Source organism: Rubricoccus marinus (assembly GCF_002257665.1).
In the GTDB taxonomy this organism is placed as follows: Bacteria; Bacteroidota; Rhodothermia; order Rhodothermales; family Rubricoccaceae; genus Rubricoccus; species Rubricoccus marinus.
In genome coordinates, this window is sequence record NZ_MQWB01000001.1 from 2,920,865 (window position 1) to 2,935,440 (window position 14,576).

General features: G+C 65.5%; 18 protein-coding genes and 1 pseudogene. All 19 read right to left on the reverse strand.

From position 1 onward, the window contains the following. Positions 1–89 precede the first annotated feature (89 nt). The 19 genes and pseudogenes from rplX to ftsH all read right to left on the reverse strand — a co-directional run bounded on the left by rplX (position 90) and on the right by ftsH (position 14,405). Complete coding sequence (gene rplX, locus BSZ36_RS12355) at positions 90–482, reverse strand: 50S ribosomal protein L24 (RefSeq protein WP_094549395.1); 393 nt, start codon at positions 480–482, stop codon at positions 90–92. 4 nt (positions 483–486) lie between these two features. After that, positions 487–855 (reverse strand): 50S ribosomal protein L14, encoded by a 369-nt coding sequence (rplN, locus tag BSZ36_RS12360; protein ID WP_094549397.1) that lies wholly within the window; start codon positions 853–855, stop codon positions 487–489. 21 nt (positions 856–876) lie between these two features. Continuing rightward, positions 877–1,179: a 30S ribosomal protein S17 gene (gene rpsQ / locus BSZ36_RS12365; RefSeq protein ID WP_094551310.1), complete on the reverse strand. Its 303-nt coding sequence runs from the start codon at positions 1,177–1,179 to the stop codon at positions 877–879. 330 nt (positions 1,180–1,509) lie between these two features. Continuing rightward, entirely contained in the window at positions 1,510–1,707 is a 198-nt protein-coding gene (gene rpmC, locus BSZ36_RS12370) for a 50S ribosomal protein L29 (protein WP_094549399.1), read from the reverse strand. 506 nt (positions 1,708–2,213) lie between these two features. Continuing rightward, positions 2,214–2,615, reverse strand: a pseudogene (gene rplP / locus BSZ36_RS19875) (50S ribosomal protein L16); the annotation flags it as partial. 28 nt (positions 2,616–2,643) lie between these two features. Beyond that, positions 2,644–3,462, reverse strand: a complete 819-nt coding sequence (gene rpsC / locus BSZ36_RS12380; RefSeq protein ID WP_094549403.1) for a 30S ribosomal protein S3 — start codon at positions 3,460–3,462, stop codon at positions 2,644–2,646. 82 nt (positions 3,463–3,544) lie between these two features. Continuing rightward, the gene (rplV, locus tag BSZ36_RS12385) at positions 3,545–3,904 is read right to left on the reverse strand and encodes a 50S ribosomal protein L22 (RefSeq protein ID WP_094549405.1); all 360 of its coding nucleotides are present in this window, start codon (positions 3,902–3,904) and stop codon (positions 3,545–3,547) included. Between the two features lie 72 nt (positions 3,905–3,976). Further along, the gene (gene rpsS / locus BSZ36_RS12390; protein WP_094549407.1) at positions 3,977–4,261 is read right to left on the reverse strand and encodes a 30S ribosomal protein S19; all 285 of its coding nucleotides are present in this window, start codon (positions 4,259–4,261) and stop codon (positions 3,977–3,979) included. Between the two features lie 6 nt (positions 4,262–4,267). Next, complete coding sequence (rplB, locus tag BSZ36_RS12395; protein ID WP_094549409.1) at positions 4,268–5,098, reverse strand: 50S ribosomal protein L2; 831 nt, start codon at positions 5,096–5,098, stop codon at positions 4,268–4,270. Positions 5,099–5,171: 73 nt separating this feature from the next. Further along, positions 5,172–5,462 carry a 50S ribosomal protein L23 gene (gene rplW, locus BSZ36_RS12400; RefSeq protein WP_094549411.1) on the reverse strand — a complete coding sequence of 97 codons (291 nt, stop codon included), beginning with the start codon at positions 5,460–5,462 and terminating at the stop codon, positions 5,172–5,174. 11 nt (positions 5,463–5,473) lie between these two features. Next, on the reverse strand, positions 5,474–6,166 hold the full coding sequence (gene rplD / locus BSZ36_RS12405) for a 50S ribosomal protein L4 (protein WP_094549413.1): 693 nt from the start codon (positions 6,164–6,166) through the stop codon (positions 5,474–5,476). A 68-nt stretch (positions 6,167–6,234) separates the two neighbouring features. Further along, on the reverse strand, positions 6,235–6,858 hold the full coding sequence (gene rplC / locus BSZ36_RS12410) for a 50S ribosomal protein L3 (protein WP_094549415.1): 624 nt from the start codon (positions 6,856–6,858) through the stop codon (positions 6,235–6,237). 72 nt (positions 6,859–6,930) lie between these two features. Beyond that, on the reverse strand, positions 6,931–7,239 hold the full coding sequence (gene rpsJ, locus BSZ36_RS12415; protein WP_094549417.1) for a 30S ribosomal protein S10: 309 nt from the start codon (positions 7,237–7,239) through the stop codon (positions 6,931–6,933). A 68-nt stretch (positions 7,240–7,307) separates the two neighbouring features. Then, positions 7,308–8,495 (reverse strand): elongation factor Tu, encoded by a 1,188-nt coding sequence (gene tuf, locus BSZ36_RS12420; protein WP_094549419.1) that lies wholly within the window; start codon positions 8,493–8,495, stop codon positions 7,308–7,310. 50 nt (positions 8,496–8,545) lie between these two features. Continuing rightward, positions 8,546–10,645 carry an elongation factor G gene (gene fusA / locus BSZ36_RS12425; protein WP_094549421.1) on the reverse strand — a complete coding sequence of 700 codons (2,100 nt, stop codon included), beginning with the start codon at positions 10,643–10,645 and terminating at the stop codon, positions 8,546–8,548. A gap of 58 nt (positions 10,646–10,703) precedes the next feature. Beyond that, on the reverse strand, positions 10,704–11,174 hold the full coding sequence (rpsG, locus tag BSZ36_RS12430; protein ID WP_094549423.1) for a 30S ribosomal protein S7: 471 nt from the start codon (positions 11,172–11,174) through the stop codon (positions 10,704–10,706). A 107-nt stretch (positions 11,175–11,281) separates the two neighbouring features. Then, a complete protein-coding gene (gene rpsL, locus BSZ36_RS12435; protein WP_094549425.1) occupies positions 11,282–11,656 on the reverse strand; it encodes a 30S ribosomal protein S12 in 375 nt (124 codons plus the stop codon). Positions 11,657–11,963: 307 nt separating this feature from the next. Beyond that, the gene (locus tag BSZ36_RS12440) at positions 11,964–12,287 is read right to left on the reverse strand and encodes a T9SS type A sorting domain-containing protein (protein ID WP_094549427.1); all 324 of its coding nucleotides are present in this window, start codon (positions 12,285–12,287) and stop codon (positions 11,964–11,966) included. A gap of 18 nt (positions 12,288–12,305) precedes the next feature. Further along, the gene (gene ftsH / locus BSZ36_RS12445; RefSeq protein ID WP_218827659.1) at positions 12,306–14,405 is read right to left on the reverse strand and encodes an ATP-dependent zinc metalloprotease FtsH; all 2,100 of its coding nucleotides are present in this window, start codon (positions 14,403–14,405) and stop codon (positions 12,306–12,308) included. Positions 14,406–14,576 lie beyond the last annotated feature (171 nt).

Genomic DNA, 14,576 nt, shown 5'->3' on the forward strand with positions numbered 1-14,576 from the left:
GAGGAGAGCCGGAAAGGCTCAGGGCCTCTGGCGCCAGAGGCGGGCCGCCTCGTGGACGGATGCGGCGCCAGAGGCTGGCGCCAAAGTGGTTAGCTGTCCAGCTCTTCGCCGGTGGTCTTGGCGTAGCGGACCCAGCGGCCCTTGCCCGTCCCGGAATCCTCGACGCGCTTGCGTCCGATCCGAGTGGGGGCGCCGTTGCCGTCGACCGGGACCACGTTCGAGATGTGGATCGGTCGCTCGGCTTCGATGCGGCCACCGTTGGGGTACTGCTGGTTCGGCTTCGTGTGCTTGTAGCGCACGTTGACGCCCTCCACGAGCACCTTATCGAGCTTCGGGTACACCTCCAGCACGCGAGCCTGGTAGCCCTTCGGGCGGTCCTGGTTCGGGCTGAGGTTCTTCGCGCTCGTGATCGCCTTGGTGAGGGCGACGGTCTCGCCCTTTTTGACGTGGAGCTTCTTCTGCTTGTTCTTGGTACGCGGCATCGGTCTAAAGGACTTCAGGAGCGAGGGAAACGATGCGCATGTACTGGCGCTCGCGGAGCTCACGGGCCACAGGCCCGAAGATGCGCGTGCCGCGCGGCTCGTCGGAGTCGTTCAGCAGCACGGCCGCGTTCTCGTCGAAGCGGATGTAAGAGCCGTCGGGACGACGGAGCTCTTTCTTGGTGCGAACGATGACGGCCTTGGAGACGTCGCCTTTCTTGACGTTGCCGCCAGGGATGGCGCTCTTGACGCTGATGACAATCTTGTCACCAACGCTGGCATAGCGACGCTTGGAGCCGCCGAGGACGCGGATGCACAGCACCTCCTTCGCCCCGCTGTTATCGGCTACTGCGAGCCGGGATTCCTGCTGGATCATGGGTGGGAGACGTAGGGGTGATTACTTCGCGCGCTCAACCACCTCGACGAGGCGCCAGCGCTTCGTTTTGGAGATCGGGCGTGTTTCCTGGATGCGGACGACGTCGCCTTCGTTGGCGTCGTTGGACTCATCGTGGGCCTTCAGCTTCGTCGTCTGCTTGATAAACTTCCCGTAGATCGGGTGCTTTACCTGACGCTGGATCGCGATCGTGATCGTCTTATCCATCTTGTCGGAGACGACGAGGCCGACGCGGAACTTGCGCGCGCCGCGCTCGGAGTCCGTCGAAACGGAGGATCCGGTCGCGATCTGCGAGAGCGAGGCCATCGAGGGGCTCGTCTGCGCGGGCTCCTGCTCGGGGATCTCGGTGCCCGTCTCGGGCGCGTCCAGCTCGGGCTGGGAATCTGCCATAGCGGCGGTGCCCCTTGAGGGGGCGGCTAATTCGCTTGGTGAGCCGGCACCTCACCAACTACGTGGGATATCGTGCTCGCAGGAGGCCTCTGGCGAGGCGCGCGCTGGCGAGCGTCCGACCGCCGGGGTCGGAACGGATGAGAATACGGAGGGGCGCAGTGAAGGCACCGGGAAGCCTACCCGCTGGTGCGGAGGCCACCGAGACTTCACCCTCTTGCCTCTGGCGCGGCGCCAGAGGCAGGAGCGCTAGGCGTCGGCCTTCTTCTTCTCGTTCAGAATGGTCTTGAGGCGAGCGATCTCGCGGCGCTTCTCGCGCAGGATCACCGGGTCCTCCAGGCCCGCAACAACGCGGCGGAAACGGAGCTCGGTGATGTCCTGACGGTTTTCGGCGATGCGCTCCTCGATCTCGCTCGAGTTCATCTCGCGGATGTCTTTGGCCTTCATCTATCGGGGGGTCACAGAACGCCCCGGCCACAAGGACCGGGGCGCGCTAAATGGATCTAAGCGGGGTTGAGGTCGGCGTCGCCGCCCGTGGCGTCGGTCGTGTCCTCGCCAGAGGCGTCCTCGCCGGCCGTGTCGCCAGAAGCCTCTGGCGTCTCGTCGGTCGGGATCTCGACTTCGTTGCCGTCCTCCGCGCGGAGGCTGTCAACGTAATCGGTGAGCGCCTCGAAGTCGCCGTCGGCGAGCAGGCGTGCCTGCTTCGTCCACGTCTCCTCGTTGACGAACTCCTGATCGGTGCCGTCGGCTTCGATGACCGCACGGAGCTTCTCGAGGTCCATGTCGGCAAGTGCCGCGTAGGTCTCGATGCCCTCGTTCGCGAGCGCCTCCAGCATGGAGCCGCCGAGACCGTAGATCTTCGTGAGGTCGTCGTTGCTGACCGTGGCCGTGAGGCTGGTGTCACCGCCAGAGGTGAACGCGTCCGCTGCCGGGGCAACGGGGGTCAACTCGGGCCGCATGACGATCTTCGCCTTGATCGGGAGCTTCTGGATCGCGAGTCGCATGGACTCACGCGCCACGTCCTCGGTCACGCCGCTGATCTCGAACAGAATGCGGCCGGGCTTGACAACGGCCACCCAGTACTCGGGTGAGCCCTTGCCCTTACCCATGCGGGTCTCGGCCGGCTTCTTCGTGATAGGCTTGTCGGGGAAGACGCGGATCCACACCTTACCCTGTCGCTTCATGCGACGGGTCATGGCGATACGAGCGGCTTCGATCTGACGGGAGGTGATCCAGCCCGCGTCGAGCGCTTTGATTCCGTAGTCCCCAAAGGTGACACGGGCACCGCGCTGCGCGAGCCCCTTCACCCGGCCCTTTTGCATCTTGCGGAACTTGGTCCGCTTCGGCATCAACATAATCTCAGAGGTTTAGGGTTGGGGTCGGTTAGCGTCGGCCGCGGCCTCCGCCGCTACCTCCAGTGTTGCCGCCACGTCCGCCGCGGCCGCCTCCGCCACCGCGGTTGTCGCGACCGCCACCGCGTCCACCGCGGTCGTCACGTCCACCGCGACGGCGCTCGGGCACGCTCGGAGCAGCGGACTGCTGGCGCTGTGCGTAGGCGTTCGGGGAAAGGTCGGGCTTGCCGATGACCTCGCCGTGGAAGATCCAGACCTTCACGCCGCAGGTGCCTGCAACGGTAAAGGCAGTGGCCTCGGCGTAGTCGATGTCAGCACGGAGCGTGTGGAGCGGCACGCGGCCTTCCATGTACTGCTCCACGCGACGCATCTCGGAGCCGCCGAGGCGGCCGCCGACTTTGATGCGGATGCCTTCGGCACCCATGCGCATCGCGGCGCCGAGCGCCTGCTTCATCGCGCGGCGGTAGGACACGCGGCCCTCCAGCTGCTGCGCGATGTTCTGCGCGACGAGGCTGGCGTCCAACTCGGGACGCTTGATCTCGTTGATGTTGATCTGGACGTCCTTGTCTGTGAGCGTCTTCAACTCCTCGCGGAGCTTCTCGACCTCGGAACCGCCGCGGCCAATGATGACACCGGGACGGGAGGTGTGGAGCGTGAGGATGACGCGGCGAGGCGTCCGCTCGATGACGACGCGGGAGAGCCCCGCGCGCTTCAGGCGAGCGTTGAGGTACCGGCGGATCTCCTCGTCTTCGACGAGCTTCTCCGCGAAGGAACCGGTCTCGAACCAGTTGGAGTCCCAGCCGCGGATGACGCCGAGGCGGAATCCAACGGGGTTGATTTTCTGACCCATGAGTGTGGGGGTGTGCTTTGCAGGTCGCGAGGGCAGGCGCGCACGGCGCGAAGCCTCTGGCGCGACCTCTACGTGCTGATGATTACGCCTCGGCGCCAGAGGCCTCTGGCGTGCCGACGATGACCGTGAGGTGGCTGGACCGCTTCAGGATCGGGTGGGCCCGACCGCGAGAAACCGGCTGAAAGCGCTTCATGACCGGCGCTTCGTCGACCATGACGGTCTTGACGACGAGCTCGGTCTCGTCAACGCGGTCCTCGCTCCGGTCGAAGAGGTTGGCGACGGCAGACCGGATGGCCTTGTCGAGGATCGGAGCAGCCTTCTGCGGCAGGAACTGCAGCGTGGCGAGGGCCTCCTGGGCGTTCTTGCCCCGGACGACGTCGGCCACGATCCGCAGCTTGCGCGGGCTGATCTTGATGTACTTGTGCTTGGCGCGTGCTTCCATGTCAGTATTCGGTGTTCGGTGTTCGGCGCGTCGCCAGAGGCCGGGCCCCTGGCGACGGAACGCCGTCGACCATTAGCGACGGCGCTTGTCCGCCTTCGAACCAGCGTGGCCCCGGAAGGTGCGCGTGGGCGCGAACTCTCCGAGCTTGTGGCCGATCATGTTCTCGGTCACGTAGACCGGGATGAACTGCTTCCCGTTGTGCACGGCGAAGGTGAGTCCGATCATGTCGGGGGTGATCATGGAGCCGCGGCTCCACGTCTTGATGACCTTCTTGCGGCCGGCGCCCTCCTGCATCGCGTCCACCTTCTGGCGGAGCTTGTAGTAGACGAAAGGGCCCTTCTTGAGCGAGCGTGCCATATCTGGTTACTTCTTGGCCTTGCGGCGGCGGACGATGAACTGGTTGGACGCCTTCTTCTTCTTGCGCGTCTTGAAGCCCTTGGCGTACACGCCGGTGGGGCTCTTCGGGTGACCACCAGAGGACTTGCCCTCGCCACCGCCCATCGGGTGATCAACGGGGTTCATCGCAACGCCGCGCGTCTGGGGGCGGATGCCGAGCCAGCGCGAGCGACCGGCCTTGCCGATCTCGATGTTCATGTGGTCCGGGTTCGAGGTCTGCCCGATCGTCGCCATGCAGAGCACGGGGACCTGGCGGACTTCGCCGGAAGGAAGCTTGAGCGTTGCCAGCTTGCCCTCGCGGGCGGTGAGCTGTGCGTACGTGCCAGCACTGCGTGCCAGCTGCGCGCCCTTACCGGGGATCATCTCGATCGCGTGCACGGACGTGCCGAGCGGGATGTTCGACAGCGGGAGGCAGTTGCCGAGGTCCGGCAGAGCGTCGGGGCCGCTCAGGAGCGACATGCCGACCGTCACCTTGTCCGGCGCGATGATGTAGCGCTTCTCACCGTCTGCGTAGACGAGGAGGGCGATACGCGCCGAGCGGTTGGGATCGTACTCGATCGCGGAGACGCGCGCGGGGATGCCGTGCTTGTTCCGCTTGAAGTCGATGATGCGGTAGCGGCGCTTGTGGCCTCCGCCGCGGTGGCGGGAGGTCTTGCGGCCGGTGTTGTTGCGTCCGCCCGAGCGCTTCAGGGGCGCGAGGAGGCTCTTCTCGGGCTCCGACTTCGTGATCGTGTCGAAGGCCGAGACCGAGCGCTGGCGCTGGCCTGGCGTGTTGGGCTTGAGCTTGCGAATTGCCATGGGTCTGGGAATGTGGGCATACGTGCCTCTGGCGCGAGTCCAGGGACCCGCCAGAGGCTTTGCGCCCAGGGTGTTATACGGCCTCGTAGAGGTCGATTTCGCCGCTGCGGAGGGTGACGATGGCCTTCTTATAGCCAGCCACGCGGCCCTCCACGACGCCCTTCTTGGTCATCTGGCGGCGGCGCTTGCCGCGCACGATCATGGTGCGCACTTCCTTGACGGTGACGTCGGGGTAGCGCTCCTCGATCGCGGCGCGGATCTGGATCTTGTTGGCCTCCTTCATGACCTTGAACGCGTAGTGCTGCTCCGTCTCAGCGAGGCGGGCGGATTTCTCGGTCAGGATGGGCTCGATCAGGATGTTCATAGTCGGTTCGGTTACGCCTCGTCGGCAGTCTCAACGCCAGAAGTCTCGGGCGCGGTGGTCGCCGTCTTCTTGCCCTGCGGGCGAAGCGCGTCGGTCAGCGTCTCAACGGCGCCTTCGGTCAGGAGCACCTGAGCGGCACCCATGAGGTCGAGCGTCGAAGCCTGAGCGGCGTCCTTGACGGTGAGCTTCGGGATGTTGCGGCCCGAGCGGTAGAGCACGTCGTCGCGGCCTGCCGTGAGCAGGAGCACCTTCTTGCTCTCCATGGACTGACCGCTGAGAAGCGTCGCGATCTCGCTCGTCTTCGGCGCGGCCATCTCGATGTTCTCGACAATGCGGACCGCGTCGTTGCGGAGCTTGTGCGCGAGAGCGCTACGGCGAGCAAGCTGCTTCGTCTTGCGGTTAACGCCGACGGAGTACTTGTGCGGCTTGGGCCCAAAGATGGTACCGCCGCCCTTGCGGAGCGGGCTCTTGGCGTCACCAGCGCGCGCGTTGCCGGTGCCCTTCTGGCGATACAGCTTGCGGCGAGACTTGGCGACTTCGCCACGCTCTTTAGTCTTGTGCGTGCCCTGACGGCCCGCGGCCTGGATGGACCGCACGTCGAGCCAGATCACGTGGTCGTTGGGCTCGATGCCGAAGATGGCGTCGTCGAGCTCGACCTCGCGTCCAGCCTCGGAGCCGGTACGGGTGTAGACAGGAAGTTTCATGTGTCTGGGTCGTGATTCGTAATGCGCGAGGGGCGCCAGAGGCTGCCTCACGGATCACGCAGTACGGATTACGCTTTCCGGATTTCGAGGATGCCGTTCTTGGGGCCGGGGACGGCACCCTTGACGAGCACGAGGTTGTTGTCCGGGAAGAGGCGGACGACGCGGAGGTTCTTGACCGTCACGCGCTCGTTGCCTGTCCGGCCGCCCATCTTGGTGCCCTTGAACACGCGCGATGGGTCCGACGCCTGGCCGATGGAGCCGGGAGCCCTCTGGCGGTTGTGCTGTCCGTGCGTCGCGTCGTTGACACCGCCGAAGCCGTGCCGCTTGACGACGCCCTGGAAGCCTTTGCCTTTGGACTTGCCTGCCACGTGGACGCTGTCGCCTTCGGCGAGCACGTCGGCTACACCGAACTCGTCGCCGATGTTGACATCGTTCTTGAAGTTCTTGAACTCCACGATGTGACGCTTGAACGTCGTGCCAGCAGCCTCGAAGTGGCCACGCATGGCCTTCGTCGTGTGCTTTTCCTTCTTGTCCTGGAAGCCGATCTGGACGGCGTTGTAGCCGTCGATCTCGTCGGTCTTGACCTGTGTGACGTGGCAGGGTCCTGCCTCGATGACGGTGCAGACCGTCTGGCGGCCTGCCTCATCGTACACGGTGGTCATACCGACCTTGCGGCCGAGAATGGCGCTCATTGAAACCTGTTGGTTTAGTTAAGCAGGGACAGTCTCACCGCTGGCTTGCGCCAGAGGCCGACTGCCCTGGAATCAGACCTTGATCTCGACGTCGACACCGCTCGGAAGCTCAAGCTTCATGAGGGCGTCCACCGTCTTAGACGAGGTCGAAAGGATGTCGATCAGGCGCTTGTGCGCCCGGGTCTCGAACTGCTCGCGGGCTTTCTTGTCCACGTGCGGTCCGCGGAGCACCGTAAAGATCTGCTTGCGCGTCGGGAGCGGGATCGGGCCGCTTACCACGGCGCCAGTCTGCTTGACAGTGCGGATGATCTTCTCGGTGCTCTTGTCGACCAGGGTGTGGTCGAACGACTTGAGCTTGATCCGAATCTTCTGGTTGGCCATGTGTTTGGCTGGGTTGAGCCCGGCCTCTGGCGACGGCGTGCCGCCAGAGGCTCGGAGTCAGCTATTGATCAGTCGAGGATCTTGGAGACGACGCCGGCGCCGACCGTCCGCCCCCCCTCGCGGATGGCGAACCGGAGCCCCTGCTCCATCGCCACCGGCTGGATCAGCTTCACCTTGAACTGCGTGTTGTCGCCGGGCATCACCATCTCGACGCCCTCGTTGAGCTCGATGTCGCCGGTCACGTCCGTCGTGCGGAAGTAGAACTGCGGGCGGTACCCCTTGAAGAACGGCGTGTGCCGGCCGCCCTCCTCCTTGGAGAGGATGTACACCTCGCACTCGAACTCCTTGTGCGGCGTCACCGCGCCCGGCTTCGTCAGCACCATGCCGCGCTCTACCGCCTCCTTGTCGATGCCGCGGAGCAGGATCCCCGCGTTGTCGCCCGCCTGCGCGGAGTCGAGCAGCTTCCGGAACATCTCCACGCCCGTCACGGTCGAGGTCTGCTTCTCCTCGGCGATCCCGACGATCTCCACCGGGTCCCCGACCTTGATCGCGCCGCGCTCGACGCGGCCGGTGACGACCGTCCCGCGGCCGGTGATCGAGAACACGTCCTCGACCGGCATCAGGAACGGCTGGTCCACCGCCCGCTCCGGCGTCGGGATGTAGTCGTCGACGCTCTGCATGAGCTCCTCGATCTGCGCCACCCACTGCGGCTCCCCGTTGAGGCCGCCGAGCGCCGAGCCCTGCACGACCGGGAGGTCGTCGCCGGGGAACTCGTAGGAGGACAGCAGCTCGCGGACCTCCATCTCGACGAGCTCGAGGAGCTCCTCGTCGTCGACCAAGTCCGCCTTGTTCATGAACACCACGATGTACGGCACGCCGACCTGCCGCGCGAGGAGGATGTGCTCCCGCGTCTGCGGCATCGGCCCGTCGGTCGCCGCCACGACGAGGATCGCCCCGTCCATCTGCGCCGCGCCGGTGACCATGTTCTTCACGTAGTCCGCGTGCCCGGGGCAGTCCACGTGCGCGTAGTGCCGCGCCTCCGTCTCGTACTCCACGTGCGCCGTCGCGATCGTGATGCCGCGCTCCCGCTCCTCGGGCGCGTTGTCGATCTCGTCGAACCCCTTCGCCACGCCGCCCGACTTCTCGGCGAGCACCTTCGTGATCGCCGCCGTCAGCGTGGTCTTCCCGTGGTCGACGTGGCCGATCGTGCCCACGTTGACGTGGGGCTTCGTCCGCTGGAATTGCTCTTTAGCCATTGTGCTGTGTTGTCTGTGCGGCCAGGCCGCTGTATTGAATATCTATTGGGTTACGCAGCGACCTCCGTCTTCATGGAGGCGGCGATCTCTTCGGCGACCGACTGGGGCACCTCGGAGTAGTGGTCGAACTGCATCGAGTAGATGGCGCGACCCTGCGTGTTGGAGCGGAGGTCGGTGGAGTACCCGAACATCTCGCTCAGGGGGACCATCGCTTCGATGACCTGCGCATCGTTGCGCTGCCCCATGGTGCCGATCTGACCACGGCGGGAGCTGAGGTCGCCGATGACGTCGCCCATGTACTCCTCTGGCGTGATGACTTCAACCTTCATGATCGGCTCCATGATGACCGGCTTCGCCAGACGGCTCGCCTCGCGGAAGGCCATACGGCCTGCGAGCTCGAACGAGAGCTGGTCGGAGTCGACGTTGTGGAACTTGCCGTCGAAGAGACGGGCCTTGACGCCCTCAATGGGGTAGCCCGCGATCGGTCCGCGGCTCATGGCCTCCTTGATGCCCTTCTCGACACTCGGGATGAACTCGCGCGGGATGGAGCCACCAACGATGCCGTTCTCGAACTCGAAGCCGGTTCCGTCCTCGGTCGCGGTGAACTCGATCTCGACGTGCGCGAACTGGCCGCGACCACCGGTCTGCTTCTTGTGCGTGTACGCGTGGGTGACCTCTTTGCGGAGCGCCTCGCGGTACGACACCTGCGGCTGACCAACGTTGGCCTCGACCTTGAACTCGCGTTTGAGGCGGTCCACGATGATCTCGAGGTGCAGCTCGCCCATTCCGGCGATCAGGGTCTGACCCGTCTCCTCGTCGGTGGTGACCTTGAAGGTTGGGTCCTCCTCAGCGAGCTTCTGGAGACCGACGCCGAGCTTGTCGATGTCTGCCTTCGTCTTGGGCTCAATAGCGATGCGGATCACGGGCTCCGGGAAGTCCATCGACTCCAACACAACCGGGGCGTTGGGGTCGGTGAGCGTGTCACCGGTCTTCGTCTCCTTGAGACCCACGATCGCGCAGATGTCGCCGGCCTTGACCTGATCGACGTCCTCGCGCGTGTTGGCGTGCATGAAGAGGAGGCGGCCAGCGCGCTCCTTCTTCTCGTTGCTCGCGTTCATGATCGAGTCGCCTTTGTTGAGCGTTCCCGAGTAGATGCGGGCAAACGTCAGCTTACCGACGTAAGGGTCGGTCGCGATCTTGAACGCGATGGCCGAAAGTGGCTCGTCGGGGCTGGGCTTGCGGATGACGATATCGTCCGTACGCGGGACGTGGCCCTCCATTGGAGGCGCGTCGAGCGGGCTCGGGAGGAAATCGATGACGCCATCGAGCAGGCGCTGGACGCCCTTGTTCTTGAAGGCAGAGCCGCAGAACACCGGCGTGATGTCGAGCGCGATGGTGGCCTCGCGAACGATGCGCTTGATGTGGTTGGGGTCGATGGTCTCGCCCTCCAGGTACAGCATCAGGAGCTCGTCGTCGTGCTCGGCGACGGCCTCCATGAGGTTGATGCGCCACTTGCGCGCCTCGGTCTTGAGGTCCTCCGGGATCTCGATCTCGTCCCAGGTGGAGCCCTGAGTCGCCTCGTCCCAGACGATGGCCTTGTTCTCGATGAGGTCGATGACCCCGCGGAACATCTCGCCGTCTCCGATGGGGATCTGGACGGGGACGGCGTTGGCGCCGAGCCGGTCCTTCATCATCTGGACAGCGTTGAAGAAGTCAGAGCCCGTCCGGTCCATCTTGTTGACGAACGCGATGCGGGGCACCTTGTACTTGTCCATCTGGCGCCAGACCGTCTCGGACTGCGGCTCCACGCCGCCGACCGAGCAGAAAAGCGCGACCGCACCATCGAGCACGCGCAGCGCGCGCTCCACCTCCACGGTGAAGTCGACGTGCCCGGGGGTGTCGATGATGTTGATGCGGTGATCCGCCCACTGCGCCGTGGTGGCGGCAGAGGTGATCGTGATGCCACGCTCCTTCTCCTGCTCCATCCAGTCCATCGTGGCGCCGCCCTCGTGGACTTCGCCGATGCGGTGGAGGCGTCCCGTGTAGTACAGGATGCGTTCCGTCGTCGTGGTCTTGCCCGCGTCGATGTGCGCCGAGATCCCGATGTTTCGGGTCTTGTCGAGCGGGAACTGCTTGCCGTGGATGCTCATGGTGGGTCGGTCGTGTCGCCAGAGGCCTCTGGCGGGCGGCCCGGAGGGCCGTTGCTACTTAGAAGCGCGCGAAGTGGGAGAAAGCCTTGTTGGCCTCTGCCATGCGGTGCGTGTCGTCCTTTTTCTTGACGGCACCGCCCTCTCCGCGGGACGCGGCGAGGAGTTCGGCGGCGAGGCGGTTGGCCATCGACTTATCGCCGCGCTGGCGGGAGTACTGGAGGAGCCACCGGAAGGCGAGCGAGGTGCGCCGCTCTGGGCGGACCTCGATGGGCACCTGGTAGGTGGCGCCGCCGACGCGCTTGCTGCGCACCTCGACGAGGGGCGCGATGTTGTTGATCGCCTTGCGGAAGACCTCAACGCCGGGCTCGGCGGTGCGCTCTTCGATCACGTCGAAGGCGCCATAGACGATCTTCTGGGCGAGGCTCTTCTTGCCATCGCGCATGACAGCGGCGATGAACTTGGCGACGGTGACGTCGGCGTAGATCGGATCGGGGATGGGGATCCGCTTTTCTGCTTGCTTCCTGCGCATTGGTTTTGTCGGGTGTCGGTGATCGGTTGTCGGCGGTCTCGCGCCCTAGCCTCTGGCGGGGCGCCCGGGTGGGCGCGGCCTCTGGCGAGGGGCGAGCCGAGAACCGACTACGCCTTCGGCTTCTTGGCGCCGTACTTGGACCGGCTCTTCTTGCGGTCGGCGACACCGGCGGTGTCGAGCGCGCCGCGCACGATGTGGTACTTCACGCCGGGGAGGTCCTTAGCACCACCGCCGCGCACGAGCACGATGGAGTGCTCCTGGAGGTTGTGGCCCTCGCCCGGGATGTAGGCGATGACCTCCATTCCGTTGGTGAGGCGAACCTTGGCCACCTTGCGGAGGGCGGAGTTCGGCTTCTTCGGAGTCGTGGTGTACACGCGGGTGCAGACGCCGCGGCGCTGCGGGTTCTCCTGCAGCGCGACGGACCCGGAGGTCTTGCGCTTTGGCGTGCGGCCCTTGCGGACGAGCTGGTTGATCGTTGGCACAGCGGTGCGGAAAGCTGGGAGTCAGGACGGCCCTCGACGGAGGGCCTGGAGCGCGGCGCATTCTCCCGGCTCGGTTCACCGAGCGTTCGCCTCTGGCGATGGGAAGGCCGCGCGTAACGACAGACACAAAGGTACAGGCGCCAGAGGCCCGCCTTCAATCTGGCACGGGTGGCGCGACCCCAGGATCGTGCAGATGCGGCCTCTGGCGCGTTAAGCGAACGGGAATACGGTATACCGATCTGTACCACACACGACCGGTTCACATGACGCGCACGTTTTGTGGTGGCCCTGGGCAGAGACTTTCTCCCTACTGCGCAACGACGAACCGCGCGCTCGCCACCACGCCGCCGACCTCGGCACGTACGATGTACACGCCCGCCGCCCACGCCGACGTGTCTATGGCCAACACGTGCGCTCCTGACTCTCGCGCGTCAGAGGCCAGCGTTGTGACCTCGCGGCCTCTGGCGTCGAAGATCGAGACCCGCACGTCGGTCTGGCGTGACGGGAGTTGAAGGCGGACCGTCGTGGCGCCAGAGGTGGGGTTCGGGCTCACGCCAATGCTCGCGCCAGAGGCCTCTGGCGCACACGCAAAACGCCCCGGCTCTCTCACGAGGGCCGGGGCGCAGATCATCTCGTCAGAAGCGATCGGTTAGGCTTCTGGCGGACTGCCCATCGGCGGGGCCTCCGCCTCTGGCGTAGCGGCGCCGTCACCCATCGCGCCAGAGGCGGAGTTGGGCTCGATGTTGGTCGGCTCGCCTTCGGCCGTCACGCCGCGCTCGTGGTCGGGCAGCGCGTACGGGCGCTCGCCGAGCACGGCCTTGAGGTCGTTCTCGTTGAGCACCTCCTTTTCGAGAAGCGCCTGCGCGAGGTCTTCGAGCTTGTCGGCGCGCTCTTCGAGCAGGCGGCGCGTCTGCACGCGCACGTCGTCGATCAGCACCTTCGCTTCGATGTCGATGCGCCGCGCGAGGTCCTCGGAGTACGGCTTGTCGAAGACCGGCTGGTCCTTCTGCTTGCTCATGTTGAATGAGACGTAGCCGATCTCCTCGCTCATGCCGTAGTCCACGATCATGGCGTAGGCCATGGCCGTGATCCGCTCCAAGTCGTTCTGCGCACCGGTCGAGATCTGGCCGAAGATGATCTCCTCCGCCACGCGCCCACCCATGGTCATCACCATGCGGTCAATGAGAGCCTCCTTCGTGTAGAGGTACCGTTCCTGAGGCAGACTCTGCGCGTAGCCGAGCGCGGCAAGGCCGCGCGGCACGATGGACACCTTCACCACGGGGTCCGTGTACTCGCGGAACCAGCCTGCAACGGCGTGGCCCGCTTCGTGATAGGCCACGATGCGCTTCTCATCGGGCGAGATCAGCTTGTTCTTTTTCTCCAGCCCGCCGATCACGCGGTCGATGGCGCGCTCGAAATCGATCATCTCGATCGCGTCCTTCTCTTCGCGTGCCGCCAGAAGCGCGGCCTCGTTGCAGACGTTGGCGATCTCCGCTCCTGCGAACCCGGGAGTCTGGCCCGCCAGAAGCCCCATATCGAGCTCGGGCGCGAGCGTCAGGCTCTCGGTGTGGACCTTGAAGATGGCCTCGCGCTCGCGGCGGTCCGGCTTGTCGATCAGCACCTGGCGGTCAAAGCGGCCAGGGCGGAGCAGGGCCGAGTCCAGCACGTCCGGGCGGTTGGTGGCCGCCATGATGATGACGCCCTTATCCGTGTTGAACCCGTCCATCTCAACGAGGAGCTGGTTCAGCGTGTTCTCGCGCTCGTCGTTGCCACCGATGACCGACCCGCGTCCGCGCGAGCGGCCCACGGCATCGATCTCGTCGATAAAGATGATGCACGGCGCCTTCTCCTTGGCCTGCTTAAACAGGTCGCGCACGCGAGCGGCGCCCACGCCGACGAACATCTCGACGAAGTCCGAGCCCGAGAGCGAAAAGAATGGCGTGCCCGCCTCGCCCGCGACGGCCTTCGCCAAGAGTGTCTTGCCCGTACCGGGAGGGCCGACGAGCAGCACGCCCTTGGGCAGCTTGCCGCCGAGCCTCGTGAACCGCTTCGGGTCCTTGAGGAACTGCACGACCTCCTCAATCTCCTCCTTGGCCTCGTCCAGACCGGCCACGTCGTCAAACGTGATCTTGGTCCCCTCCGTCTGGTCGACGAGTGTCGCCTTGTTCTTGCCGATGTTCAGAACCTGCTGCCCCGGGCCACCCATCCGGCGCAGGATAAAGATCCAGAAAATGGCGATGATGCCGAACAGGACGACCCATGAGAGCAGCCCGCCCAGCCAGTTCTCTTGGAACTTGGCCGCGAACTCGACGGGCTCCGTTCCCGCCTCCTCGCGCGCGGCGTTGACCGTGTTCACGAACTCCGTGAGGTCGTGATCGGCGGGCTTGGTTGTGCTGAAGCGGAGGCGGGCCTTCTCGTCGGGCTCGCGCCCGAAAGCCGCCTGCGGCTCCTCGGTCTCGACGACCTCGTTCTCGACGGCCTCTGGCGTGTACAGCCCCGTGATATCGGCGCCGTTGACCACGGTGAACTCCGCGACGGCGCCAGACTGCACCTGATCGAGGAACTCGGAGTAATCCACCTCCTTGGAGGTGCTGCCGCCGAGCAAGACGGTTTGGAGCGCGAGGAGCCCGAGCGCGAGGAGGACGAAGAGGTAGAACCCGCCGAGCGACAACCGGGGCCGCTTGGGAGAGCGACCGTTCTGACCGTCGCGGGGGTTCTGAGGAGTGGGGGTCTTCTTCTGACGAGCCATGCGTAGGGCGCGGCGTGAAGCGCGCCGGGGAAGCGGACGCCGCATGCGCGGCGGATGACCCCGCACAGAACGGGGCCGAGCGATACCGGGTGGCAAACGGGCAAGTTCCGAACGTGCGTGCCCCTACGCCTCCTCTTCGTCTGCACCCCCGCACGCCAGAGGCAACGGGTG

Excerpts from the sequence above, each read along its gene's own strand:
- rpsQ (WP_094551310.1), bottom strand. The coding sequence starts at position 1,179 with ATGGCCTCGCTCTCGCAGATCGCGACCGGATCCTCCGTTTCGACGGAC.
- rplN (WP_094549397.1), bottom strand. The coding sequence starts at position 855 with ATGATCCAGCAGGAATCCCGGCTCGCAGTAGCCGATAACAGCGGGGCG.
- ftsH (WP_218827659.1), bottom strand. The coding sequence starts at position 14,405 with ATGGCTCGTCAGAAGAAGACCCCCACTCCTCAGAACCCCCGCGACGGT.
- rpsG (WP_094549423.1), bottom strand. The coding sequence starts at position 11,174 with ATGCGCAGGAAGCAAGCAGAAAAGCGGATCCCCATCCCCGATCCGATC.
- rpsS (WP_094549407.1), bottom strand. The coding sequence starts at position 4,261 with ATGGCACGCTCGCTCAAGAAGGGCCCTTTCGTCTACTACAAGCTCCGC.
- rplX (WP_094549395.1), bottom strand. The coding sequence starts at position 482 with ATGCCGCGTACCAAGAACAAGCAGAAGAAGCTCCACGTCAAAAAGGGC.
- rpsC (WP_094549403.1), bottom strand. The coding sequence starts at position 3,462 with ATGGGTCAGAAAATCAACCCCGTTGGATTCCGCCTCGGCGTCATCCGC.
- rplB (WP_094549409.1), bottom strand. The coding sequence starts at position 5,098 with ATGGCAATTCGCAAGCTCAAGCCCAACACGCCAGGCCAGCGCCAGCGC.
- rpmC (WP_094549399.1), bottom strand. The coding sequence starts at position 1,707 with ATGAAGGCCAAAGACATCCGCGAGATGAACTCGAGCGAGATCGAGGAG.
- rpsJ (WP_094549417.1), bottom strand. The coding sequence starts at position 7,239 with ATGGCCAACCAGAAGATTCGGATCAAGCTCAAGTCGTTCGACCACACC.
- rplW (WP_094549411.1), bottom strand. The coding sequence starts at position 5,462 with ATGAACATCCTGATCGAGCCCATCCTGACCGAGAAATCCGCCCGCCTC.
- BSZ36_RS12440 (WP_094549427.1), bottom strand. The coding sequence starts at position 12,287 with ATGATCTGCGCCCCGGCCCTCGTGAGAGAGCCGGGGCGTTTTGCGTGT.
- rplD (WP_094549413.1), bottom strand. The coding sequence starts at position 6,166 with ATGAAACTTCCTGTCTACACCCGTACCGGCTCCGAGGCTGGACGCGAG.
- rplV (WP_094549405.1), bottom strand. The coding sequence starts at position 3,904 with ATGGAAGCACGCGCCAAGCACAAGTACATCAAGATCAGCCCGCGCAAG.
- rplC (WP_094549415.1), bottom strand. The coding sequence starts at position 6,858 with ATGAGCGCCATTCTCGGCCGCAAGGTCGGTATGACCACCGTGTACGAT.
- tuf (WP_094549419.1), bottom strand. The coding sequence starts at position 8,495 with ATGGCTAAAGAGCAATTCCAGCGGACGAAGCCCCACGTCAACGTGGGC.
- fusA (WP_094549421.1), bottom strand. The coding sequence starts at position 10,645 with ATGAGCATCCACGGCAAGCAGTTCCCGCTCGACAAGACCCGAAACATC.